Origin of the sequence: Kribbella monticola (assembly GCF_003261635.1) — a bacterium.
Lineage (GTDB): Bacteria > Actinomycetota > Actinomycetes > Propionibacteriales > Kribbellaceae > Kribbella > Kribbella monticola.
On the sequence record NZ_QFXK01000001.1, the window covers coordinates 1 to 23,617 of the forward strand.

The following is a 23,617-nucleotide window of genomic DNA, read 5'->3' on the forward strand; positions in this document are numbered from 1 at the left end:
CGCCCCCCGCACCCGCGCCCTCCGCACACGCGCCCTCCGCACACCCGCCCTCCGCACACGCGCCCTCCGCACCCGCGCCCCCCGCACACCCGCCCGCCGCACACCGGGGCCGTCGCCCTTCCCCCGACCGACGCTCGCCGAACGCCGTCGCCCTTCGTGACAGCCGCCGGTTGCACCTCGGGTGGGCGGAATCCACCTCGACTCCGCCTCGTCTGCTCTTGACGAGGCGGGTTCTTGCCCCGATAGTCGAAGCGCTTCGATTCATCGCCGGAGGGAACCGCCATGACCTATCGCCATCGACTTGGGGCCGCCCTGGTGGCGCTGCTGCTCGTCCCCGCCTTCCTGGTGGGCCAACCCGCCCGGGCTGAACCGCTGCCGGAGTTCCGCAACCCGGACCTGCCGCTGAAAACCCGGGTGAACGACCTGACCAGCCGACTCACGCTGGACGAGAAGATCTCGCTGCTGCACCAGTACCAGCCCGCGATCCCGCGACTGGGGATCGCCTCATTCAAGACCGGTACCGAAGCGCTGCACGGCGTCGCCTGGCTGGGTAAGGCGACGGTGTTCCCGCAAGCTGTCGGCCTGGGCAGCACCTGGGATCCGAGCCTGATCAAGCGGGTCGGTTCGGCCGTCGGCGACGAGGCGCGAGCCTTCAACAAGATCGACCCGGCGAAGAACGGCCTGAACCTCTGGGCACCTGTCGTCAACCAGTTGCGTGACCCGAGATGGGGCCGGAACGAGGAGGGGTACGCCGAGGATCCTCTGCTGACCAGCGAGATCGCCACGGCGTACGGGCGTGGTCTGGAGGGCGATGACCCCCGCTACCTCAAGACCGCCCCGACCTTGAAGCACTTCGCCTCGTACAACGTCGAGACGGACCGCGCCGTAATCTCTGCGAGCGTACGGCCGCGCGTGCTGCACGAGTACGAATACAAGGCGTTCCAGCCGGCCCTCACCGCAGGAGCCGCCACCGGCGTGATGGCGTCGTACAACCTGCTGAACGGCAGGCCGACCCACGTGTCACCCGAGCTCGGCGAGACGGTGCGCTCCTGGTCGAAGGATGACCTGATGATCGTCGGGGACGCCGGGGGAGCGGGCAACGTCAGTGGCCTGCAGGGCTACTACCCGACCGCCGCCGAGGGTGCGGCCGCTGCGATCAAGGCCGGCCTCGACAGTTTCACCGAGAACGACGCGAACGGCGGCCCGACCGTTGCCGCCGTCAAGGAGGCGCTGACCAAGGGCCTGCTCACCGAAGCTGATATCGACAAGCCCGTCCAGCACCTGCTCTCGGTCCGCTTCCGGCTGGGCGAGTTCGACCCGGCTGGGCGCAACCCGTACGAGAAGATCGGCCCGGACAGCATCGACACTCCGGCGCACCGCGAGCTCGCTCGCGAAGCCGCCCGCAAGCAGGTCGTACTGCTGGAGAACAAGCAGCAGGCGCTGCCGCTCGATGCAGCGAAGACCAAAGATGTCGCGGTGATCGGTCAGTTGGCCGACACCGTCTACGAGGACTGGTACTCGGGCACGATGCCGTACCGGATCACCCCGAGCGCAGGCATCGCCGAGCGCCTCGGCGCCGCCGGCACGGTCACCACCACCGAAGGCGTGGACCGGATCGCGCTCCGTTCAGTTGCCACCGGCAAGTATGTGACCGCACCGGCCGGAGCCACTGGTGGAGCTCTGACCGCCGACGCGGCGACCGCGGGTGCTGCCCAGTCGCTGGACGTCTTCGACTGGGGCGGCGGGCGCCTGGCGTTGCGCGCGGCTGCCAACGGCAAGTATGTCTCGCGCAGCGGCAACGGGTTGGCGAACGACCAGGACAAGCCCAACGGCTGGTTCGTACAGCAGCAGTTCGGCCTGGAGAAGCTTGCAGGAGGCAACTACGTACTCCGATACCGCGGCAACGAGGTCAAGGAGCCCTGGAACGGCCCCAACCAGTACATCGTTATCGACGCCGACGGGAAGCTCAGCATCGGTGCGGCCACCCAGGACACGGCGGCCCAGTTCAGCCGAGAGGTCCTCGTCAGCGGCACGGCCGCGGCGGTAGCTGCCGCGAAGAAGGCGGACACGGCGGTCGTAGTGGTCGGCAGTACTCCGTTCATCAACGGCCGCGAGGACAACGATCGCCAAGACACTGCCCTGGCCGCCGGCCAGCAGGCGATCGTGAAGGCCGTCACCGCGGCCAACCCGAAAACCGTTGTAGTGCTGGAGTCCAGCTACCCGTTGACGGGTGACTGGACGCAGGCGAAGGCGGTCCTGTGGACCTCGCACGCGGGCCAGGAGACCGGTCACGCCTTGGCGGACGTGTTGTTCGGGGACTACTCGCCATCCGGCCGGCTTCCGCAGACGTGGTACCGCACGGACAAGGAGCTGCCCGCTCCGCTCGACTTCGACGTGATCAAGGCCGGCTGGACTTACCAGTACCACCGGGCGGCGCCGCTCTACCCGTTCGGCCACGGCCTGACCTATGGCACCTTCCGGTACTCCGGACTTCGGGTCAGCTCGCCGGTCATCCCGGCGAACGGACGGCTCAAGGTCACCGTCGACGTGACCAACACCAGCAAGACCGCGAGCGAGGAGGTTGTCCAGCTCTACACCTCTCAGCGCAACTCGCGAGTGGCCCAACCGATCAAGACGCTTCGCGGGTTCCAGCGATTGGCGTTCGCACCCAGCCAACGCCGTACCGTTTCCTTCGAGGTGAAGGCGAGTGACCTGGCGTTCTGGGACGTCACCCGGAACAAGTGGGTCGTCGAGTCCGCCCTCCAGGACATCCAGGTGGGCAGCTCATCGGCCGACATCAGAGCCCGTACGACGGTGGCCGTCCGCGGCGAGGTGATCCCGCCCCGGGACCTCAGCAAGGCCACGGCCGCCACCGATTTCGACGACTACTCGGGCATCGAACTCATCGACGCCACGAAGGTCCGCGGCGACGCAGTCGGCAAGACGTCAGCAGGCGACTGGATCTCCTTCCAGCACGTCCAACTGGGTCACGGCGCCACCCAACTCCAGGCCACCGTCTCCCGCTCCGCAGCAGGAACCGGAAGGGTAGAACTCCACCTGGGAAGCCCCACCGGCCCCGTAGTCGGAACTCTCTCCGTCCCCGCCACCCCCGACCACTACAGCTGGACGACGACCACCACAGCCCTCAACCCTCACCAAACCCGCGGCATCCAAGACGTCTACCTCGTCTTCACCGCCCCCAACACCAACATCCGCAACCTCACCATCAGGTAGCTGACTCCCGGGTCGGGCACCCCCTCCGCCCGACCCGGGACCTTTACGCCAGGGCGTTTCCTGATTTCGACATTGCTCGAAAACCTGGCTGGGCGGTTGGAGTTCCCCTTAGCGTCCTGTGCGGTGACCCGCCGCCCCCAGGCGGTGGGCAGCACACCTGGAGGACTTCGTGGTCGGAAGACACAAGATTGCCGCGGCTGCCGGCGTACTGGCAGGTTTGTTCATCGTGGCAGCAACCGGGGCAGGCGCTCAGGCGCAGACAGTCGCTCCATCCACCGCACAGGTGGCGACCGCCCGTACAGATGGAGCGATCGTCATCCATGCACTCAAACCCACCGCGTCCACACGGACTGTAACCGCGGCGCCGTCGACCTACCCGGCTGTCGAGCGTGTGTTCATCTCCGGTGGCGCGGAAACGCTCTGCTACCCGGGCTATGCCTGCGCGGTCGTGCCGTACGGCAGTGGCTCGTATGTCTTCAAGTTCTTGCACTACGACGGCTACTCCCTGTCGCAGTGGAACGGGTTCGGATACATCATGAACAACCAGACAGGTAGCGCCGCAGCGCGCTGGGACAACCAGGTCGGTGGGGAACTCGGGTGTGTGGCGCCCCCGCTGAAGAGGTTCTTCAGTTGGGACCCGGTGTACCGCATCAGGCTCACCGCCGCAGCTTGCTGACCCGCGACTGACACGCTTCTCACGCTTCGAGCCAGGCCCCGTACCTTCCGGTGCGGAGCCTGGCTCGAGCAATGACCGGACTCATACCTTCTCGCGAGCGTGCCGACGCCGACCCGAGAACAGCGTCCATTACATCCGCCCGTGACGCCGCGCTCTGGAAAGTTGGTAGAAGGACTGATGTCCGGCCGCCGGGTGGCTCTGTCGGCCGGCGGTAGCAGTTGCCGGACGGACGGGGCGGGGGTGAGCTAGGTGCGTCAGGGCTTGGTGACCTCGATCTGGAACTCGTGCACCCACTTGGACTCGTCGTCTGGGTCGAAGGCCAGGCAGACCTCGCGAGCGTAGCCGACGCTGCGGTAGCCGCTGTCGTCGATCCACCGGGCGAGGATCTGCATGCTCTGGTCGGCATCGTTCATCGAGCCCTGGTGGACGATCGTCGCGGCGGTCGTCAGCTCGGGCAGGTCGACGACCCGGAAGTCGCCGTTGGCTGCCTGGTCCGGCTTGACGGTCACGGCGGCGTGGACGACGACAGCCTCGCCGTCGGTCTTCTCGTAGTACGCGACCGGCGGACCGTCCGGCTGGATGTTCGCTGCGCCTAGCCGCTCCCAGATCTGCCCGTACAGCGGCTGGATCACCGGCGTGACGTCGGGTCCTTCGTAGCTCGCCGCCACGGCCGACAGCTCGGCGACGCGGACGGACGGGATCGTCTTCAGTACGACGTCGTCAGTGGACATGTGCCCCTCCTTCTCGATGATCCGGAGCCTCGTCTCGACCGCGTCGAGCCGGATCGCATCCTCGGCCAGCCGCTCCGCCAGCTGGGCGCGGCGGAGCCGGAGCATGCCGCGCAGCTCCTCGGGCCCCACCTTCGCGTCGACGATGTCGCCGACCTGCTGGAGGGTGAAGCCGAGCTCCTTGAGCGCGACGATCCGGTTCAGCCTGCGCAGTTGGTCAGCGGTGTAGTACCGGTAGCTGGTTGCGCTGTCGACGCCGGCCGGTCGCAACAAGCCGATCGCGTCGTAGTGCCGCAGCATCCGCGTCGACACCCGACCGAAGGCGGCGAAGTCTCCGATGGTGAACATGACTCAACGGTGAGCCTTGACACGGTGTGAAGGTCAAGCGGCCTCGCCGTTGCCGAACGGTTCACGGCTGCTTTGCCGGCGAACGCGGTGAGCCCTACCCCTTGAGGCCTTGCACCGTGCCTCGAAGTCCAGTCAGGTCGCGCTGCCATGGGTGTGGGGTCGCTGGTGGCCAGCCGTCGGTGATGTCGGGCTGGTCTGGCAGGCGGTGCAGGCGGCAGTCAGATCCCCGCCTGTCACTCCCAGGTCCCCGAAGTGGACACAGAACATCCTGACAGCGGCATAAGACGAGGTGGGCCTGTTTGGCCGGATGATGGTTGACGTGGTGGGGCGGGTGGGACTCGAACCCACGACCCAGGGATTATGAGTCCCCTGCTCTAACCGGCTGAGCTACCGCCCCGGGCGACGGGTGTGTCGGCGTCGCTGGGTGATGGTATCGGGTCGTGGTGGGAAACCAGGGACTGGTCAGGGTGATGACTGAGCTGTGGCGGGCTGTTGTCGGCGATGATGGGAGCTGGTCCTAGTGAAGGAGCGTTCGATGGGCTGGTTCATCTTTTTGGTACTCGTGGTGGGCGCCGTGGCGGCGTACCGGTTCCGGGTGCCGTTGATCGCCAAGCTGACAGGTCAGCCGCAACACCGCATCCAGCGCGCAATCGACCGCCGCAAGGACGGCCGCAAGTAGCCGTTGAAGAAGGTGCTGGGAGAGAGGGCGCCTGGACAGGTACGGCGACGGTTCGAGCGCGAGCCGAGTTTGCAGGCCTGCAACAACAGGCCGGCTCCGGATGGGTCGGCCTGTGTAGGGCGGAGAATGACAGCAGGCCGACTCCGGTGGAGTCGGCCTGTGGTGGTGTTGCTCCCGCGACTGGACTCGAACCAGTAACCTGCCGGTTAACAGCCGGCTGCTCTGCCAATTGAGCTACGCGGGATCGGGGTGTTTCTTGCTTCCGATCCCTGAGGACCGGATTAGGTTAGCAGGCCCGGGGCGAACTACAAAAATGGGATTCCGGGCGTCTCGTTTCCAGGCTGAAACCGCTTCCGGGTCAGACTCCGAACTCGTCCCGTACGCCGGCCAGGGCCGCCTCGGCGCGGTCGAGCAGGCCGGGTTGGTCGGGCTCCAATCCCTTGTCCAGAACGAAGTTCCACGCGATGGGCGCGTTCGTGTCGGCCGGGTTGCGGCGCCCGACGATCCGGACGCCCTTCTTACCGGCCAGCGGAACGTGCCGCTGGATGACGACGCTGGCGTCGACACGTTCGCGGAGCAGTTGGCCGAAGCGGCCCGGGTCGTCGACGGGGAGATCGGTCGCGCGCAACGGCGTACCGAACGTTGTTGTCTCGTAGACGTGCAGGATGGACTCCTCGGAGTTCCAGGAGGCGCGTTCGATGTGCTCCCAGCCGACGCGGCGTACTGCGGTCGTGCTCTCGGTCGGCAGGTAGACGGCGGCTCGAGTCCCCGCGACCCAGTGGCCGGTGGTCAGCTGGACAGCCGCCAGGATCTCTTCCTTGCCGCTGGTGGAGTGCCGCGCGGCGATCCGTACGGCGTCGGTGAGTTCGGTGGGCCAGGACGAGCGGCGAAGTCTGAGCACGTCCCCATGGTGTCAGCCCGTCGAAATCCCGCCCCGGCGGAGGCCTGTACACCCGCCGGCTGCTGATGTGCTCGGTCGGGATCCACGGCGCCAGTCGACGACGGCGGGGGAGTAGCCGACGCCGGCGGTTCGCTGCCGCCGTGACCAATCCACGAGAACAGGCGTTGTCCTGTTGTGAACAAACACGGGGAAAACACTCAACCTGCTCACGCGGATCCCGGCCTGGCCGCGGCCGCGCTGGTGGTCTTCGCGCACCGGCACGAAGTGGTCCACCTGCTCTACTCGGCGGTCGACGAAGCAGATGCCGTACGGCGTATCGCCAACCTTCTCCAGATCAGCGAGTCCGTCGTCGGCCAGGTGCTGTCCCAGCCGCTGGCCTGGATGCTGCCCCAGTCCCGCGCCGACCTCGAACTCGCCAGCACCAGCCCCGCGGCCCCCGAACTGGCCGCCACAAACCACGACCTGGCGACCACAACCCACGAGCTAGCGACCACCGGCCACGCCAGCACAAGCTCATCCAGCACGAGCTCATCCAGCACGAGCCCGTCGAGCACGAGCCAGTTGAGCGGGAGTCCGTCGGCCGCGGAGCTCGCGGCCGACGGACGGAGTACGGCTTAGTAGCCGGCGAAGACCTGGCGAAGGGTGTCCAGGCTGGCGGCGCCGGTGGTCTGGATACCTTCCGGCGTGTACTGCGGCCGCAGCCGTCCGGCCAGCAGTCGCAGCCAGGCTTCGGCCGGCAACGTCAACGTGCCATCGGCGTTGTCGGCCGGAGCGTTGTCGATGCTCACCGGATCGTTCAAATGGAGCGTCAGCTCAGAAGCCGGCTCGGACGTGGTGACCTGAATCACGGAGAACGAACCGTTGAGCGCGGCCGGCTTGCTGATCCAGCCGATCAGGTTGTTCGGACCTTCCAACAGTTCGACGACCGCTTCCGGCGCGACGGTGGCCTTCTCGTCCAGCCCTGCGCGAACGTCCCACGAGTGCAAGGCGAACTCGTTGAGCCGCATCCGACCGACGGTCGCCACATCAGCAGGCTCCGGCAGGTAGCCCAGCTCGATCCGCAGCTCCTCGCGCTGAGTCGCGTCGAGCGATTCGAAGAGCGCGATCAGGGTCTCGTTCTTCTCCACGAAGCCGTCCGCGCGCTCCTTGGGCGACATCGCGTTCCAGCGGTCCCAGACCGACTGGTTGTAGTCGCCACCGAGGGCGGGATTCCCGTCGAAGGCGGCGCGCACGGTCGACGTCATGATCTCCGCGCCGCTGCCGAGGTGGCTGAGCACCTGCGAGATGTCCCACTCGGCCGCACCCGACGGCCCGGTCAGCTCGGCGTCGCTGAGCTTCTCGACCACCTCAGCGAGGTCGTCGTACCCGGACCGTAGGGCGGCGATGACTGTATCGGCGTTGCTCACAACGTTCTCCTCAGAATGATCACGCGGCAGACCCCCACGGGAGCAACCACCCGCTCGCCCGATCCATTCCTGGCGAGCATGTCAAAGCGTCGGCTTGCCCGCCTGGTAGAGCCAGCTGTGGAAGAACGCGCCGAGATCGCGATGGGTCAGCCGCTCGACGAACCGGATGAAGGTCTGCGTCGAGACGTTGCCGTGCCGGTACGTCGTCGGCCACTGGTTGAGCACCTGGAAGAACGCGCGGTCGCCGATCTTCAGGCGGAGCGCCTGCAACGTCATCGCACCGCGGCTGTAGACCAGGTCGTCGAAGATCTGGTCGCGCCCCGGATCCGCCACCTTGCCGGTCCAGTCTTTCTCGCCGTTGTAGGCCTCTGTGAAGCTCTGTTTCACCGGTACGCCGTTGAACTTCTCCTGGTAGAGCCACTGCGAATAGGTGGCGAAGCCTTCGTTGAGCCAGATATCCGACCAGTGCACCGGAGTCAGGCTGTCGCCGAACCACTGATGGCCGAGTTCGTGCGAGAGCAGGTCGCCGCTGACCTTGCTGGTGCGCTGGTCGTACACCGGTCTGCCCTGGGTCTCGAGGGCGTAGTGGACGCCGACGTCGGCGATGATGCCGCCGGTCGAGCCGAACGGGTAGCGCCCGTACACCGACGACTCCCACTGGATGATCCGCGCCGTGGTCTGGTTTAGCACCTTGCCCTGACCAGCCACGGTGTCGATCGACTGACCGATGGCCGTGATGTTCGGCAGGCCGGCCATCACGCTGCGGGTGACGTTGTACTTCCCGATCGCGAGCATGGCCAGTTCGCTGGCCATCGGCTGGTTCATGTGCCAGCGGAAGGTGGTCTGGCCTGCGTGCTTGGTGGTAGGTCCCGGTTCGCCATTGGCAAGCACGTTGAGTCCGGTCGGGACGGTGACGGTCTGGCTGTACGTCGCCTTGTCGTCCGTCGTGTCGTTCACCGGATAGTAGGTGGCCGCGCCGATGGGCTGGTTGAGCGCGACCGCGCCGTCCTTGGTCGCGACCCAGCCGGAAATGCCCAGCGCCGGGTCGTCGATCTTCTGCGGGACGCCGGCGTAGGTCACGGAGACGGCAAACCTGCTGCCCCGGCGCAGGCCGTGCGCCGGCGTGATCACCAACTCCTGCGCACCGCTGCGGGTGAAGGAGGCGGACCGCCCGTTGATCGAGAGCTTGCTGATCTTCAGCGGTCCCTGGAAATCGAGGTCGAAGCGGGAGAGGTTCTGGGTAGCCCGGGCGAGGATCGTCGTGGTCGCGTTGATCGCCTTGGTTTTGGGATCGAACGCGAGCCGGATGTCGTAGTGGCTGACGTCGTAGCCGCCGTTGCCCATGTCAGGGAAGTAAGGATCGCCCGCGCCGGCTGCACCGGGGGAGAACTGCGGCGCTCGTCCTGTCGCGGCGTTCGCCGCCGGGTTCGCCGTGGCCAGCAATCCGAGGGTCGCAACGCAACTGATCAACAGAAGACGGTGGCGATGGTCGGCACGTCCCATGACTCCTCCTTGGCATTCCTCAACGGCCGGCGTGATCAGTCAGCTACTGCCGGTGGACTGACCCACCCTACGACCGCTCGGTGAACTCACAGGTGGTCGGCCAGACCGTCGAGGACGGCGCGAACGCGGACCAGGTGCTCGGCGGCGACAGCCTCCGCATCCTCACCGGCCAGCACCCGCTGAACCGATGCGAGATGGACGGTCCGGTACGCCGCGACGGCGAGTGCCGCGGTGAGTTCGGGCTCGGGCACCCCCGTGTCTGCCATGGCTCGCGCCATCGCTCGTTCGAGGTGCTCGAGTCGTTCCCGGGCTCGCGTCTGCAGGGCCCGCGACTGCGCAACGAGTCGCCAGAACGGCGCGAACTCGGTCCGGATCGCCGACAAGGGATGTCCCTGCGAGGCCAGCGAGACCAGCAACTCGGCCAGCGCCGAGACTGCCGACCTACCGGCGGCCCGGTCGGTGATCGCGGCCACGACGAGGGCCTCCGCCTCGGGGTACCGGTCGAAGACCAGATCCTCCTTGCGCGGGAAGTGCGCGAACACGGTCGGCCGAGCCACATCGGCGGCTTCCGCGACCTCGGACACCGACACCTCGTCGAACCCGCGCGACAGGAACAAAGCGGTCGCGATGTCCGAGATCCTGGTCCGGACCTCGGTCTTCTTCCGTTCCCGGCGGCCGTGCCGCGGCTGCTCATCCACGAGGGTCAGCCTACGGAACCCATACCCGGATAAAAAATATACTGAGTATGAGTTGGCTGCTAGCCTGCTGAGCATGCGCGCTCTTGGGGTGAACTACGACACCGGGCTGTCGTTCGACGGCCGATCCACCCGCAACCACTTCGACGAGGACACGGTCCGCCGCGAGCTGCGGACCATCGCGGACGAACTGCATGCCCCCGCCGTCCGCGTCTCCGGCAACGACCTCGACCGCCTCACGGTCGCGGGTGCCGCCGCCCTCGAAGCAGGCCTCGATCTCTGGTTCTCGCCGATTCCGATGGACCTGGCACCGGACGAGTTCATCGCTTTCCTCACCGACTGTGCCGCCCGCGCCGAAGAGCTGCGGCAGTACGAGCACGAAGTCGTCCTGGTCCTCGGGTGTGAACTCTCCATCTTCTGCAAGGGATTCGTCCCGGGCGAGACCAATGGTGACCGGATGGCGGTGATGACCGATCCGGCCACCTGGACCGACCCGGCCAAGCTGGCCGAACTGCACGCCGGCCTCGCTCGCTGGGGTGAGGTGCAACAACGCCTGGTCGCGGCGGCCCGCGAGGCGTTCGGTGGCCGGATCACCTATGCCGCGGGCCTGTGGGAGGACGTCGACTGGAGCCTCTACGACATCGTCGGCATCGACGCCTACCGCGACGCGCAGAACAAGGCGGCGTACGGCGAGGAGCTGGCCGCCCGGCTCAAGTGGGGGAAGCCGGTCGCCATCACCGAGTTCGGGTGTTGCACCTATAAGGGTGCCGGCGACCGCGGAGGGATCGGCTGGACGATCGTCGACCGATCGGTGCAGCCGCCGGCGATCGCGGGCGAGTTCGAGCGGCACGAGGACGAGCAGGTGAGCTATCTGTACGAGTTGGTCGAGGAGTTCGACCGGATCGAGTTGGCGGCGGCGTTCTGGTTCAGCTTCGCCGGGTACGAGTTGCCGCATCAGCCGGGTGATCCGCGACACGACCTCGACCTGGCGGCGTACGGGCTGGTGGCGATGAATCCCGACGGCACCAGTTGGCGACCCAAGCGGGTGTTCTCCGCGCTCGCGGAGCTCAACGCGGCCCGGACGGGGAACTGAGATGGACTACACCAGGCTCGGCTCGACCGGGTTGTGGGTCTCGCGGATCTGCTTGGGCATGATGAGTTTCGGCACCGGTGGTGCCCGCGAGTGGCATCTCGGCGAGGACGCCGCCGAGCCGATCGTGCGGCAGGCCGTCGAGGCCGGCATCACGTTCTTCGACACTGCCGACGCGTATTCCAAGGGCACCGGCGAGGAGCTCACCGGCCGGTTGTTGCGGAAGCTCTTCGCGCGCCGCGAGGACTACGTGCTGGCCACGAAGGTCTACTACCCGACCGGGCCCGGGCCGAACGATCGCGGCCTGTCCCGCAAGCACATCCTCGACGCGATCGACGCTTCGCTTCGCCGGCTCGGCACCGACTATGTCGACCTGTACCAGATCCATCGCTGGGACGACGAGACGCCGATCGAGGAGACGATGGAGGCGCTCGCGGACGTAGTACGGGCTGGAAAGGCTCGGTATCTCGGGGCGTCGAGTATGGCCGCGTGGCAGTTCGCCAAGGCGCAGGGAGTCGCGCCGATTCCCTTTGTCTCCATGCAGAACCACTACAACCTCGTGTACCGCGAGGAAGAGCGCGAGATGATCCCGCTCTGCATCGACCAGGGCGTCGGCGTGATCCCGTACAGCCCGCTCGCTCGCGGATTGCTGGCACGAGAAGCCGGTACTACGGCTCGCTCGGGCAGCGACCCCGTCGCCGACGACCTGTACGACGCCGGTGATCTCGAGGTCGTCGCGGCGGTCCGTGAACTCGCGAAGGAGCGTGGTGTCGCGCCCGCCCAGATCGCCCTCGCCTGGCTGCTCGGTGCGAACGGCGTGACCGCCCCGATCGTCGGCGCCACCAAACCGCGGCACGTCGAGGACGCCGTGACCGCCCTCGGAGTCACCCTGACGCCTGACGAACGGTCGCGCCTCGAAGCGCCGTACCGGCCGCACCGGGTGATCGCCTAACGTAGGTCGGGTGCGAGTAGCTACCTGGAATGTGAACTCGGTCAAGCAGCGGATGCCACGGTTGCTGGATTGGCTCGATGAGCGCCAGCCCGATGTGGTGTGCCTGCAGGAAACCAAGCTGGCCGACGACGCGTTCACCGCGTTGCTGGGCAAGGAGCTGACCGGTCGCGGCTACGAGACCGCCCTGTACGGCGAGGTGCAGTGGAACGGCGTCGCTCTGCTCTCCAAGGTCGGGCTGGAGGACGTCGTCACCGGCATCGCGGGTGCGCCCGGGTTCCCCAATCCGGAGGCGCGAGCAGTCGCCGCGACATGTGGCGGGATCCGGATCCACTCGCTGTACGTGCCGAACGGGCGGACGCCGAACTCCGATCACTACCGCTACAAGCTCGCCTGGCTCGCCGCGCTGAAGGAGGTTGTCGCGGCAGGCCCTGCCGAGGCGATCGTCTGCGGTGACATGAACATCGCCCCGACCGACGCCGACGTCTTCGATCCGGCGGCGTACGTCGGGTCGACGCACGTCACCGCGCCGGAGCGGCAGGCGCTGGCCGACCTGATGTCGACCGGGCTGCACGACGTCGTACGGGATCGCTGGCCGGATGAGCGTGTCTTCAGCTACTGGGACTACCGGGCCGGCATGTTCCACCAGGACCTCGGGATGCGGATCGACCTCGTCCTGGCCTCCGATCCGGTCGCCGAACGGGTCAAGGCAGCGTGGGTCGATCGCAAGGCCCGCAAGGGCACCGGCCCGAGTGACCACGCGCCGGTGATCGTCGATCTCGACACCGCGCCGGACGGCGACATCGGACCGGTCGTTCCGCCGCCGTCGGCTCCTCGGACGACCCGCAAACGCACCACGAAGTTGCCGCAGAACCGCTGACTCGACGGGGTAGCTGGCCGGATCGGCCCGGCACATAATGTCGGGATGCCGAACCGAGCCTTGGTGGCGCTGCTGGCAGCGACCCTGATCGTCAGCGCCTGTAACAACTCCGACGCGGAGGGTCCCCAGCAGGGCGATCCGGTGACCTGGACGAAGGTCGACCTGCCGGCCGGCGGGGAACCGGTGACGCTGACCCCCGACGGCGAGAAGCTGCTGATCGGCCTGCGGCACCGGGGCGCGAAAGTCGTTCCTGGCTTGACGATCCGCTCCGCCGACGGCAAATTGACGCCGATCCCGCTGAAGCCGACCAGCCCGTATGCCTTCGAAGCGATCTGGCAGTCGGTGGCGATCGACGGTACGACGATCCTCGCGCTGGGTGGAGCGGCCGGCGGAGCGCACTCAAACACCCGCTACACGGTCTGGACCGGGACGACTTCGGGAGTGGTGGAGAAGCCGCAGGAGTTCAACACGTTCGGCGGTCAGAATGCCGGTGGCGTGATCGGGGCCGTGTTGACGCCGAGCGGTGGCGCGCTGCTCGGCACGTGGGGGAGCGCGGTCTCGGGCCTCGACGCGGCGGTCTGGCTACCGGAAGGTGAGAAGAAGTGGGTCCGGCAGAACGTTGCCGGTACTGCGTTGCAGAGCTCCGCTGCTCTCCTGGTCGGTCCGACCTCCGGCACCGTCGCCGGGGACGACATCGTGCTGGGCGGCTCGCAGGTCAAGCTCGGGCCGAATCTCGTCGAACAGCATGCCGCACTGTGGCGTTCGAACCGGCTCAACCAAGGCTGGTCGCGGCTCGAGCTGCCCGAGGCCGGCACTCGCAGCGAGGTGCGGGCGATCACTTGCACCAAGACGACCTGCCTTGCCTCCGGGTACGTCGATGGCAAGCTCGCGATCTGGAAGATCGAGGGCGACAAGGCCACGCGGTACCAGGGCGTGCCCCAAGTTGCCGTCGGCGACAAGGACCGGGTGCCGTCGGCCGTCGAGTCTGACGGCAAGCTGATCCAACTCGCTGCTGACGGCGGCAGGGTAAAGGTACTGATCGGCGACGACACCCAATGGACCGTCCGCGACGTGACCGGCCCGACTGAGCAAGTCGCGCAGACCGTGCTGGTCGCCGGCGCCCTTTACCTGCTGTCAGGCCCGGTCGGCGGCCCGCTCACCTTGTGGCGGGCCGAGATCGCTGCACTCCATTAGTTGCCCATAGCATCAGTTGCCCACGGCATCAGCTCAGCAGCCCGCGGACGTACGCCGCCTGGCCTGCGTGTTGCAGGTCGTCGGAGAGGACGCTGACCAGTCGCACGCCGAGCGTGACCGGTGGGTTCCACCTCTTGTCGACGACGCGGTCGAGGTCCTCGCCCGTCAGCGTCTTCAAGTAGTCGACCGAACGCGCGTGCACAGCGTCGTAGTACCCGGTGAGTTGGTCGGCCGAGAGTTGGACGGCCGCGACCTGGTCGGCGGAGTGCCCGTAGCCGGTGTCGGACGCGTCGAACGGCAGTCCGAGCCGCTCGTGCCAACCGTCGGCGGTGTAGACCTGCTCGTAGCCGCCCGCATCGGCCAGGTGATCGTCCTGGATCCGGGTCAGGTGCCAGACCAGCCAGGCGATCGAGTTGCCGCTGTCTTCCGGCCTGGTGCTCAGGGTCTTGTCGTCCAGGCCGTCGAGCAGGCCGTGCACGACTTCCTGGATCCGGCCGTAGGAATCGAGCAGCAGTTCGCTGGTGTTCACGGTTCTTCTCCTTCGGGTCATGCGATCGAAAACCACCGTAGCGCGACCTCCCGACAGTTCTGCGTCACCGGGTCGGAAGGCGGTTTAAGGTGGCAAGCGGTCCTCTGTCCCCGATCTCGAGGGAGCAAGCTGTGGAATACCGCACTCTGGGCAACAGCGGCACCATCGTGTCGACGTACGCGCTCGGCACGATGACGTTCGGCAACGAAACCGACGAGGCGGGCGCGCACGAACAGCTCGACCGGTACGTCGAGGTTGGCGGCACCCTGATCGACACGGCCGACGTCTACACCGCCGGCGCTTCGGAGAAGATCATCGGCCGCTGGCTGGCGACGAGCTCCGCGCGCAACACCGTCGTACTGGCTACCAAGGGTCGGTTCCCGACCGGTGACACAGCCAACGATGTCGGTACGTCGCGTCGCCATCTGCGGCGGGCGCTGGATGCGTCGCTGACCCGCCTCGGTGTCGACCACATCGACCTCTACCAGCTGCACGCGTGGGACCCGATCACGCCGTTGCAGGAGACGCTCGGCTTCCTCGAGGACGCGGTCCGGGCCGGCAAGATCTCCTACGGCGGGTTGTCGAACTTCACCGGCTGGCAGCTGCAGAAAGCGTGCGACCTGATCGACCGGCACGGCTGGTCGCCGCTGGTGACGCTGCAACCGCAGTACAACCTGCTGGTCCGGGAGATCGAGTGGGAGATCGTGCCGGCCGCGATCGAGAACAAGCTCGGCCTGTTGCCGTGGTCACCGCTCGGCGGTGGCTGGCTGACCGGCAAGTACTCGTTCGACGAGGAGCCGACCGGCGCGACGCGGCTCGGCGAAGATCCGAACCGCGGTGTCGAGTCGTGGCACCGGCGGAGCAAGAACCAGCGGGTCCGCGAGGTGGTCGACGCCGTCCGCCGGATTGCCGAGGCTCGCGGGATCTCGATGGCGCAGGTCGCGCTGGCCTGGCTGGTGGACCGGCCGGCGGTCACATCGGTGATCCTCGGCGCCCGGACGACGGAGCAACTGGACGACAACCTCGCGGCGGCCGACCTGCACCTCACCGACGAAGAGCGGGCGGCGCTGGACGAGGCGAGCGATCCGGGTGCGGCGGACTACCCGTACGGCGAACCGGGGCTGGCGCAGCGGGATCGCCCGATCGAAGGTGGCCGAGGCTGAGTCTCGCGCCGTCCACCTGGCGGTGTTACTTTCCGGTGGTCTTTCAAGAACCGCAGTGCAACGGTTTCGAAGGAGAAAGTCATGTCTGTCAGGAGTACCCGCCGGATTCCGCTCGTGGCCGCTCTGGGGTCGCTCGTCCTGCTCGGAGCCGCCGTCCCGGCGGTCGCGCTCGGCCATGACCAGAGCGTGCGGACGACGACACCGATCAAACACCTGGTGGTGATCTTCCAGGAGAACGTGTCGTTCGACCACTACTTCGCGACCTACCCGACCGCCGCCAACCCGGTCGGCGAGCCGCGCTTCACCGCCGCACCGGGCACGCCGAGCGTCAACGGGCTGAACACCCCGCTGCTCGCGCCCAACAACCCGAACTCGGTCCAGCCGTTCCGGCTCGGCCGCGACCAGGCGCAGACCTGCGACCAGGACCACAACTACGCCGACGAGCAGAAGGCCGTGCACTCCGGCCTGATGGACCGGGTCGTCGAGACGGTCGGCCGGGGAGCCGGCACCTGCGCGGACTACGGGCACGGGATGGGCCTGGTGATGGGGTACTACGACGGCAACACCGTCACCGGGCTCTGGAACTACGCGCAGCGGTTCGCGATGAGCGACAACTCGTACGGAACCAACTACGGTCCCTCGACGCCGGGCGCGATCAACCTGGTCTCCGGTCAGACGCACGGTTTCAGCGCCGACGCCGACGCCGTACCGGCTGCCAGCGGCACGATGATCGGCGACCCGCAGCCGGCCGGGGACAAGTGCGACACCCGGGACAGCTCCGCGTCGGTCGACCCCAAGAACAAGAACGTCGGCGACCTGCTGAACGCCAAGGGCGTGAGCTGGGGCTGGTTCCAGGGCGGCTTCGCCGACTGCAATGCCAGCCACACCGACGTCGGTGGCGTCACCAGCAAGGACTACATCCCGCACCACGAGCCGTTCCAGTACTACGCGAGCACGGCCAACCTGCAGCACGTACGCCCGGCCTCGGTGAAGGAGATCGGGCACAACGGCCCGGCGAACCACCAGTACGACCTGACCGACTTCTGGGCTGCCGTGAACCACGGCAACATGCCAGCGGTCAGCTACCTGAAGGCGGCGGCGTACCAGGACGGTCACGCCGGCTACTCCACGCCGCTCGACGAGCAGCACTTCGTGGTCGACACGATCAACAAGCTGCAGAAGTCGAAGGACTGGAAGAACACAGCTGTCGTCATCGCCTACGACGACAGTGACGGCTGGTACGACCACCAGGTCGGCCCGGTCGTGAACCAGTCGAACGACCCGGCCCACGACGGGCTGACCGACGGCAACAACTGCGGCACCAACCCGGCGCGGATCGCCGGCGGCTACCAGGACCGCTGCGGGTACGGACCCCGGCTGCCCTTACTCGTTGTTTCGCAGTACGCGAAGCAGAACTTCGTCGACCACTCCACCACCGACCAGACCTCGGTACTGCGGTTCGTCGAGGAGAACTGGAACCTCGGCCAGGTCGGCAATTACTCCTTCGACGAGAAAGCCGGAAGTCTGAACAACCTGTTCGACTTCAGCCACCGCTCGCACGGCACTCTCCGGCTGGACCCGTCGACAGGTCAGCCGACCAAGCACTGACCAACTCGGTGGCGCCGGGCTCACCCCGGCGCCACTCGGGTCAGTTGGGCAGCAGACCGGACCAGACGACCCCGAGCGCAAGGCACGCGAGCGTCACCAGACCGAACGCGCCGACCCACAACAACGCCGGTACGCCGGTCAGCCGGCGCAACTGGTCGGCATCGGAACTGCGGCCGCCACCGCCGCGCCGGGAATGCTGCAACTCGAGCACCGCGCGGGGCGCCGAGAGCAGCAGGAACCACGTGAGCAGATGAGCGAACGCTGACTGCACCGACGGCGAACCCCACCAGGACACCGCGAACACCACGGTGCCGAAGGCAACTACCGACCAGAGCCCGAAGAGGTTCCGGATCTGCAGCAGCAGAATCACCAGTGCCAGGAGGAGACCCCAGAGCAACGCCACGGCGTACCCGCGACTCAGGACGAACGCAGCTGCCAGGCCGAACAACGCAGGTCCTGGGTAACCGGCCAGCAGAACCGCGATCATCCCCGGTCCCGTCGGCCGACCGCGCGAAACGGTGACGCCGGAAGTGTCGGAGTGCAGCCTGATCCCGGCCAGCTTGCGCCCGACAACGAGCGCGATGATGCCGTGCGCACCCTCATGCGCGATCGTCACCACCTGCCGCGTATGCCGCCACACCGGTCGCCACGCGATCAGCGCCAACGCAACCACCCCGGTAGCAACCACCACTTGCACCGATACGGCAGGCTGCGCCGAGGTGATGTTGTCCCAAACCTCACTCATCACCCCATCCTCGCAGCCCTCCGGTCAACCCACGTACGACGGCCCGCTTCGCGTCCTCCTCCGTCGGCCGCTCGACCCACCCACCCCGGTTCGGCGCTCCTCCGTCGCGGCTCGGTAGAAGCGTGGCGGGCCGGGAAGATTCTGCTGGTACTACGGCCCGCTTCGCGTCCTCCTTCGTCGGCCGCTCGTCCCACCCACCCCGGTTCGCCGCTCCTTCGTCGCGGCTCGAACCCCATACGCCGACCCGCTTCCCACCGCCGTACTACAACCCGCTTCGCCCCTCCTACGTCGGCTGCTCGACCCACCCCGAGACGCCGCTCCTACGCCACGGCTGGAAGGCGGGTGCCGTGGGCGGTCGCATGCGGGTTGTCGTTAGCCGATGACCGGCTTCGCATCAGGGTGGCGTACATCCAGCCAGGCAGTGTGCTGGATGTGCCGACTGCTGGCGACGGATTTGAGCGTAGCTCGCGCCCACCGAGCCGACCACTGCCGGTCTGGGGGAACACCAACCCGGCTAGAAAGCGTGCCGAGCCGACAGATTCTGCCGGGCTGCTGGTACGACGACCCGCTCCGCACCCTCTTTCGACGTCCGCCCTCCGAGTAGGTCAGCTCCAAGGGATGTGGGCGACCACTCGTTCTCGGAGTTGTTCGCTCAGGAGCCATAGCTCGTTTGTCGCCGGCCAGTAGGAGAGGTTCTCTGTGTTTCGGGGTGCCTTTGTCCAGACGGTTGTGGAGCTGCCGCCCACTCCTCGGTGTAAGCAGCTTGGGTAGTCGACGCCGTCGCCGATGTTGTCTGCGTACTCCGGACACACCCCCGTGATCACGAACTTCCCCTCGTAAGACACCGCACCCTGCATCCCCCAGACCGGCGAGTCGAAAGCCTCCACCGCCTGGACCACGCCATCGACCGCACGCGGCAGGCCGGCGGCTTCGTCCAGCGGCCAGCGGACGATTCGGCCGCCGCCTCGGGTCGTGTGTTCGGCGGCGACGAAGGAACCACTGCCCGAGTGGTCGATACCGAGGCTCGCGAAGCAGGGTTTCGTGCCGGTGGTGTTGGCGCACCCACCACCGGCGTACCAATAGGCCCCGATCTGCGGCAGTGCGAACGCGTGCCAGAGCGCGTGGTATTTGCCGTCGGCACCTAATCCGACCTCGCCGGTCGACGTGTCGGTCCGCCAGATGTGGGAGAGGTCGAAGACCCGCAGTACGGAACCGCTCGTCGCGACCACGAGTTTGTTGCCGGACCAGAACATGCCGTGTCCGTGTCCCGCGATCGCGGTGAAGTTGCCGTCGGAGGTCGGTTCGACGAGCAGAACATGCCGGTACTTGTACGTCGTCAGGTCGACGAACGACACCCGGATCGCGGTGTCGTTCGCGTTGTGCCAACTCGCCGCCACCACGCGCCGCCCACCTCCCGCGTCGCCCGAACCGGTGACGCCCTGCGGGATCCACACGTTCTCATCGTCGTCCTCACCGTCCTGCCAGCAGAACCCCTTCGGATTCAGAGCGGCCGTCAGGTACGTCGAATGGCACAGCGCGCGCCCGGTCCGATTGGCAGCAGCCAGTACTTCGGTGACGCCGACCGGGGTGAGCCCGGGCTTCTGTTCGAGTGCCGTGACCCGGTCGCCGTACGTCGCGAACGTGTCTCCCGAGACCAGTTGGAACCCCGACGCGTCGATGCGCGGGAAGGACGCAGCAGCGTGCGCCGTCGGTGCTTGGCAAAGGCCGATCAACAGGGCGGCCGTCATCAGTGAACGTGTGATCCGCATGCGCTCGATCGTTGTTCACCGCCGAGGCGTTGGCCATCAGGACAACCGCGTGCCGAGCCGTTGACATCGCCCAGGCCGCGACGGACGGTAGTGGCATCGCGGCCCAGGGGAGGGGCTGCATTTTGGGGGAGTCATGCCTGGACCACGCAAGACCGCTGCCAAGAAGACGACAGCGAAGAAGACCGCCGCAAAGAAGACCGCCGCAAAGAAGACCGCCGCAAACAAGACCGCGGCAAAGAAGACCACTGCGAAGAAGTCCGCGGCAAAGAAGGCAGCCGCAAACAGGATCGTTGCAAACAAGAGCGCCGCCGCAAAGAAGGCCGCCGCGCCCGCGGAACAAGCTGCGACCGTCCCATTGCCGCAGTTTCTCGCGTCGGCGGGGACGTTGACGCTCGACCAGCGGAAACTGCTGGTCGACCAGGCGCTGGTGCTGCTCGAGCAGAACTACGTGCATCTGCCGGAGAAGGTCGCGATGCACGCCGTGAATCCGCTGCAGCGGCTGCGCGTCATGCGGGCCCGGATGGAGCGCCGTACCGCAGAGTCGATGGAAGCCGAATGGATGTTCCACCGGGAGATGTCCAGCATCTTCCATTCGGTCCGCGACCTGCACACCAACTACCTGCTGCCGGCGCCGTTCGCGGGCAAGATCGCCTACCTGCCGTTCATGATCGAGAAGTGCTACGACACGACCGGCGAGCACTACCTGATCACCACCATCGTCACCGGCTACAGCGCTCCGCAGTTCGGCCCGGGCGTCGAGGTGACGCATTGGAACGGTACGCCGATCGCGCGCGCCGTCGCGCTCAACGGAGCCCAGTTCGCGGGCAGCAACGACGCCGCGAACCTCGCCCGCGGTCTCGAATCCTTGACCCTGCGGCCGTTGGTGATCCAGGCGCCGCCGGACGAGGACTGGGTCACCTTGAGCTATGTCGGCCTCGACGGTTCCGCCCAGGAACTGCGTGAGCAATGGAAGGTGACCACCAACCTGCCACCGATGACGAACCTGGACGCGGTCACCCCGGCGTCGGCCTCGATGGGTCTCGACCTCGACTCCGACGAGAAGGCGCGCGCCAAGAAGGCGCTCTACGTTCGTGAGGTGGTCGACCTCGAACAAGGCCAGACGTCGGCCGAACTCACGAAGCCCGTCGCGGTCGGCGGCGCGGACCTGGCGACTACGATGCCGGGCGTCTTCCGGGCCCGCGAGGTCGTCACCGCGCACGGCACCTTCGGTCACCTGCGCATCTTCACCTTCAGTGTCCCGGACCCGATCGCGTTCCGCGACGAGTTCGTCCGGCTCGCGGCGGCGCTGCCCCAGAACGGGCTGATCGTCGACGTCCGCGACAACGGCGGCGGGCACATCTACGCCAGCGAGTTCACCTTGCAGACGATGACGCCGCGGTACATCTCGCCCGAGCCGGTCCAGTTCATCAGTACGCCGCTCAACCTGCGGCTGTGCCGGCGCCACAAGGACAACCCGGCCGGTATCGACCTCGGACCATGGTTCGACTCACTCGACCTCGCCACCGAGACCGGCGCGGCGTTCTCCGCCGCGAAGCCGATCACACCCGAGGACGGTGCGAACGAGATCGGCCAGACGTACTACGGCCCGGTCGTCCTCGTCACCGACGCGAGGGTGTACTCCGCGACCGACATCTTCGCGGCCGGCTTCGCCGATCACCGGGTCGGCAAGATCCTCGGCGTCGACGACAACACCGGCGCCGGTGGAGCGAACGTGTGGACCCACGGGTTGCTCACCACCTTGCTGAACGAGCCCGCGCCACCGGACGCTAGTTCGCCGTACCAGGCGCTGCCCAACGGCGCGAACATGCGGGTCGCGATCCGCCGCACCCTGCGGGTCGGCGAATTGTCCGGTACGCCGGTCGAGGACCTCGGCGTACGGCCCGACGCCACCCACAAGATGACCCGCGCCGACCTGCTCGAAGGCAACGTCGACCTGCTCGACGCCGCCGGCGCCCTGCTCGCGGCGATGCCGATCAGGCGCCTCGGGGTGACGGTCTCACTGGCCGGTACCACGTTGACGGTCGGCCTCGACGTGGACGGTATCGACCGTGTCGACGTGTACCTCGGCGACCGCCCGATCAGCTCGGAGGACCTGGCCGCTGACCCGGTCAACGTGACCGTCCCCGACGTCACCGCCGGCCAGCTCCTGCGCGCCGACGGCTACTCCGGAGGTGAACTGGTCGCGTCACGACGCGTCACCGTCTGAGGTTGCAGCTTGATGTCAGCCGGCGGTCGACACTGCCTCTGCGGGCTATGGTCTGCGGGTGAACCGGACACGGGGGCGGAAGCTGATCGCCGGCGGCGCTGCATTGCTTGCCTTCGGCATCATCGCGGTGGGTGCGATCAGCTGGGACCGCCATCAGGGCGGACAGGCCGACCCAGAAGCATCCGTCGCAGCGGCCGAGGCATCAGAGGCGGCCAAGGCACGCGCTGCCCTGCCCAGTACTACGCCGTCGTCCGCCGATCCGACCGCTGACGACGTCGCGTCGGCCCCGCCGCAGCCCGCGCAGCTGACCAACAACCCGCTCTACCGGGTCGGCAAGCTGCCGGCCACGGGTTGCATCCAGCCGGAGCAGGAGCCCACTTCGGTTGCCAATGTCCGGGCCTTCGAGACCGAACTTCTCCGTTGTCTGAACCGGGCCTGGGCGCCGGTGATCCGCAAAGCCGGCTTCAGGTTCAAGCCGCCGAAGCTGGTCGTGGTGAAGGGAAGGTCGCCGTCGTCGCCCTGCGATGTCGACGACAGCGACGGCTACTACTGCGGCGACACGATCTACGTCGACGCGACCGCCTTTCTCGACGGCTGGCAGGACAACCCGGGCGAGACGCTGGCCTACCTCACGTTCCTGCTCGGCCACGAGTACGGGCATCACCTCCAGGCGCTCACCGGGATCCTCAAAGCCGAATACCAGTGGCAACTGCCGCTCAACGGCATCGACCTCTCCCTCCAGGGCAGCCGGCGCGTCGAACTCCAGGCGAACTGCCTGAGCGGCGTCTCTCTCGGCGCCGAGCAGGACACCTACCTGATCGGCGACGAGGACCTGACCGACTGGCAGGCCGTCGTCCGGAACTTCATCGACCCCAAGCGCGACCACGGCAGCACCGAAAACGCCGCCACCTGGAGCCTCGCCGGGTACACCACCCCCGACCCCAGAACCTGCAACACCTTCACCGCCCCCACTCCCCAGGTCGCCTGACCTCCACCCCGGCCCAAGCCGACAAGGTGTGAGCATCTTCATATCATTCGCAACTATCACTATATTGCGATAATTTGGAAGAGTCCTGCGTGTGCGGGATCACAAGCGAAAACGAATGACCGTTCTTGCGGACCGATGAGATTCGGCGGAACAGTTGGTCTATAGAGAACAGGCATTCGGTTTCTTGGAGGGGGTTGCGGATGGCACAAGTTCACATAGGGCCGGTCGAGCGGGGGGTTCGGGATGACAAGCCGCCGGACGAAGGTCGCCGCCATCTGCGCTTGGTGCCATGTCCCCGAGACGCA

The 23,617-nt window shown here is 67.1% G+C and carries 20 protein-coding genes and 2 tRNA genes; 12 read left to right on the forward strand and 10 right to left on the reverse strand.

What is annotated here, in order from left to right:
* Positions 1-282 precede the first annotated feature (282 nt).
* Together DIZ26_RS00010 and DIZ26_RS00015 are read left to right on the forward strand one after the other, a co-directional pair.
* On the forward strand, positions 283-3,234 hold the full coding sequence (locus DIZ26_RS00010) for a glycoside hydrolase family 3 protein (RefSeq protein WP_112236489.1): 2,952 nt from the start codon (positions 283-285) through the stop codon (positions 3,232-3,234).
* 169 nt (positions 3,235-3,403) lie between these two features.
* Complete coding sequence (locus tag DIZ26_RS00015; protein WP_112236490.1) at positions 3,404-3,910, forward strand: hypothetical protein; 507 nt, start codon at positions 3,404-3,406, stop codon at positions 3,908-3,910.
* Positions 3,911-4,164: 254 nt separating this feature from the next.
* Here the strand turns inward: DIZ26_RS00015 and DIZ26_RS00020 are convergent, their stop codons facing one another.
* Both DIZ26_RS00020 and DIZ26_RS00025 read right to left on the reverse strand, forming a co-directional pair.
* Complete coding sequence (locus DIZ26_RS00020) at positions 4,165-4,986, reverse strand: MerR family transcriptional regulator (RefSeq protein ID WP_112236491.1); 822 nt, start codon at positions 4,984-4,986, stop codon at positions 4,165-4,167.
* Between the two features lie 320 nt (positions 4,987-5,306).
* Positions 5,307-5,383: transfer RNA gene (locus DIZ26_RS00025), tRNA-Ile, on the reverse strand.
* Between the two features lie 138 nt (positions 5,384-5,521).
* Between DIZ26_RS00025 and DIZ26_RS37710 the strand changes: the two genes are divergently transcribed.
* Complete coding sequence (locus DIZ26_RS37710) at positions 5,522-5,665, forward strand: hypothetical protein (RefSeq protein WP_166678484.1); 144 nt, start codon at positions 5,522-5,524, stop codon at positions 5,663-5,665.
* Between the two features lie 171 nt (positions 5,666-5,836).
* On the opposite strand, the gene DIZ26_RS00030 is transcribed toward DIZ26_RS37710, so the two are convergent.
* A tRNA-Asn gene (locus tag DIZ26_RS00030) sits at positions 5,837-5,909 on the reverse strand.
* 114 nt (positions 5,910-6,023) lie between these two features.
* Positions 6,024-6,566 carry a hypothetical protein gene (locus DIZ26_RS00035; RefSeq protein ID WP_112236492.1) on the reverse strand — a complete coding sequence of 181 codons (543 nt, stop codon included), beginning with the start codon at positions 6,564-6,566 and terminating at the stop codon, positions 6,024-6,026.
* A 174-nt stretch (positions 6,567-6,740) separates the two neighbouring features.
* Between DIZ26_RS00035 and DIZ26_RS00040 the strand changes: the two genes are divergently transcribed.
* On the forward strand, positions 6,741-7,184 hold the full coding sequence (locus tag DIZ26_RS00040; RefSeq protein ID WP_112236493.1) for a hypothetical protein: 444 nt from the start codon (positions 6,741-6,743) through the stop codon (positions 7,182-7,184).
* Here DIZ26_RS00040 and DIZ26_RS00045 read toward each other — a convergent pair.
* From DIZ26_RS00045 to DIZ26_RS00055, 3 genes are all read right to left on the reverse strand, one after another.
* Entirely contained in the window at positions 7,181-7,972 is a 792-nt protein-coding gene (locus DIZ26_RS00045) for a maleylpyruvate isomerase family mycothiol-dependent enzyme (protein WP_112236494.1), read from the reverse strand. The two genes, DIZ26_RS00040 and DIZ26_RS00045, sit on opposite strands and share 4 nt — an antisense overlap.
* A gap of 81 nt (positions 7,973-8,053) precedes the next feature.
* Entirely contained in the window at positions 8,054-9,475 is a 1,422-nt protein-coding gene (locus DIZ26_RS00050) for a M1 family metallopeptidase (RefSeq protein WP_198675803.1), read from the reverse strand.
* An 86-nt stretch (positions 9,476-9,561) separates the two neighbouring features.
* Positions 9,562-10,173, reverse strand: a complete 612-nt coding sequence (locus DIZ26_RS00055) for a TetR/AcrR family transcriptional regulator (protein ID WP_198675804.1) — start codon at positions 10,171-10,173, stop codon at positions 9,562-9,564.
* A 73-nt stretch (positions 10,174-10,246) separates the two neighbouring features.
* On the opposite strand from DIZ26_RS00055, the gene DIZ26_RS00060 reads away from it, so the two are divergent.
* The 4 genes from DIZ26_RS00060 to DIZ26_RS00075 are packed head-to-tail and all read left to right on the forward strand — an operon-like array spanning position 10,247 to position 14,283.
* Entirely contained in the window at positions 10,247-11,263 is a 1,017-nt protein-coding gene (locus DIZ26_RS00060; protein WP_112236496.1) for a hypothetical protein, read from the forward strand.
* Between the two features lies 1 nt (position 11,264).
* Positions 11,265-12,212: an aldo/keto reductase gene (locus DIZ26_RS00065; protein WP_112236497.1), complete on the forward strand. Its 948-nt coding sequence runs from the start codon at positions 11,265-11,267 to the stop codon at positions 12,210-12,212.
* 10 nt (positions 12,213-12,222) lie between these two features.
* The gene (locus tag DIZ26_RS00070) at positions 12,223-13,089 is read left to right on the forward strand and encodes an exodeoxyribonuclease III (RefSeq protein WP_112236498.1); all 867 of its coding nucleotides are present in this window, start codon (positions 12,223-12,225) and stop codon (positions 13,087-13,089) included.
* A gap of 45 nt (positions 13,090-13,134) precedes the next feature.
* Positions 13,135-14,283 (forward strand): hypothetical protein, encoded by a 1,149-nt coding sequence (locus DIZ26_RS00075; RefSeq protein ID WP_112236499.1) that lies wholly within the window; start codon positions 13,135-13,137, stop codon positions 14,281-14,283.
* A 28-nt stretch (positions 14,284-14,311) separates the two neighbouring features.
* Here DIZ26_RS00075 and DIZ26_RS00080 read toward each other — a convergent pair whose 3' ends face one another.
* Positions 14,312-14,812, reverse strand: a complete 501-nt coding sequence (locus DIZ26_RS00080; RefSeq protein WP_112236500.1) for a mycothiol transferase — start codon at positions 14,810-14,812, stop codon at positions 14,312-14,314.
* A 131-nt stretch (positions 14,813-14,943) separates the two neighbouring features.
* Here DIZ26_RS00080 and DIZ26_RS00085 point away from each other — a divergent pair, with 131 nt between their 5' ends.
* Positions 14,944-15,975 carry an aldo/keto reductase gene (locus tag DIZ26_RS00085; protein ID WP_112236501.1) on the forward strand — a complete coding sequence of 344 codons (1,032 nt, stop codon included), beginning with the start codon at positions 14,944-14,946 and terminating at the stop codon, positions 15,973-15,975.
* Between the two features lie 81 nt (positions 15,976-16,056).
* Positions 16,057-17,583 carry a phospholipase C gene (locus DIZ26_RS00090; RefSeq protein WP_112236502.1) on the forward strand — a complete coding sequence of 509 codons (1,527 nt, stop codon included), beginning with the start codon at positions 16,057-16,059 and terminating at the stop codon, positions 17,581-17,583.
* 40 nt (positions 17,584-17,623) lie between these two features.
* Here DIZ26_RS00090 and DIZ26_RS00095 read toward each other — a convergent pair whose 3' ends face one another.
* Together DIZ26_RS00095 and DIZ26_RS00100 are read right to left on the reverse strand one after the other, a co-directional pair.
* Positions 17,624-18,328: a M50 family metallopeptidase gene (locus tag DIZ26_RS00095; protein ID WP_112236503.1), complete on the reverse strand. Its 705-nt coding sequence runs from the start codon at positions 18,326-18,328 to the stop codon at positions 17,624-17,626.
* 605 nt (positions 18,329-18,933) lie between these two features.
* Positions 18,934-20,097, reverse strand: coding sequence for a hypothetical protein (locus tag DIZ26_RS00100; protein ID WP_198675806.1), 1,164 nt, complete (start codon positions 20,095-20,097; stop codon positions 18,934-18,936).
* Between the two features lie 133 nt (positions 20,098-20,230).
* On the opposite strand from DIZ26_RS00100, the gene DIZ26_RS00105 reads away from it, so the two are divergent.
* Both DIZ26_RS00105 and DIZ26_RS00110 read left to right on the forward strand, forming a co-directional pair.
* On the forward strand, positions 20,231-22,324 hold the full coding sequence (locus DIZ26_RS00105) for a S41 family peptidase (protein WP_112236504.1): 2,094 nt from the start codon (positions 20,231-20,233) through the stop codon (positions 22,322-22,324).
* Between the two features lie 58 nt (positions 22,325-22,382).
* Positions 22,383-23,312: a neutral zinc metallopeptidase gene (locus DIZ26_RS00110; protein ID WP_157979510.1), complete on the forward strand. Its 930-nt coding sequence runs from the start codon at positions 22,383-22,385 to the stop codon at positions 23,310-23,312.
* The last annotated feature ends 305 nt before the right edge of the window (positions 23,313-23,617 follow it).

What these genes read in the sequence shown, in the direction of transcription:
- DIZ26_RS00100 (WP_198675806.1), bottom strand. Translation starts at nt 20,097, where the DNA reads ATGCGGATCACACGTTCACTGATGACGGCCGCCCTGTTGATCGGCCTT.
- DIZ26_RS00020 (WP_112236491.1), bottom strand. Translation starts at nt 4,986, where the DNA reads ATGTTCACCATCGGAGACTTCGCCGCCTTCGGTCGGGTGTCGACGCGG.
- DIZ26_RS00105 (WP_112236504.1), top strand. Translation starts at nt 20,231, where the DNA reads ATGCCTGGACCACGCAAGACCGCTGCCAAGAAGACGACAGCGAAGAAG.
- DIZ26_RS00060 (WP_112236496.1), top strand. Translation starts at nt 10,247, where the DNA reads ATGCGCGCTCTTGGGGTGAACTACGACACCGGGCTGTCGTTCGACGGC.
- DIZ26_RS00065 (WP_112236497.1), top strand. Translation starts at nt 11,265, where the DNA reads ATGGACTACACCAGGCTCGGCTCGACCGGGTTGTGGGTCTCGCGGATC.
- DIZ26_RS00010 (WP_112236489.1), top strand. Translation starts at nt 283, where the DNA reads ATGACCTATCGCCATCGACTTGGGGCCGCCCTGGTGGCGCTGCTGCTC.
- DIZ26_RS00095 (WP_112236503.1), bottom strand. Translation starts at nt 18,328, where the DNA reads ATGAGTGAGGTTTGGGACAACATCACCTCGGCGCAGCCTGCCGTATCG.
- DIZ26_RS00090 (WP_112236502.1), top strand. Translation starts at nt 16,057, where the DNA reads ATGTCTGTCAGGAGTACCCGCCGGATTCCGCTCGTGGCCGCTCTGGGG.
- DIZ26_RS37710 (WP_166678484.1), top strand. Translation starts at nt 5,522, where the DNA reads ATGGGCTGGTTCATCTTTTTGGTACTCGTGGTGGGCGCCGTGGCGGCG.
- DIZ26_RS00075 (WP_112236499.1), top strand. Translation starts at nt 13,135, where the DNA reads ATGCCGAACCGAGCCTTGGTGGCGCTGCTGGCAGCGACCCTGATCGTC.
- DIZ26_RS00050 (WP_198675803.1), bottom strand. Translation starts at nt 9,475, where the DNA reads ATGGGACGTGCCGACCATCGCCACCGTCTTCTGTTGATCAGTTGCGTT.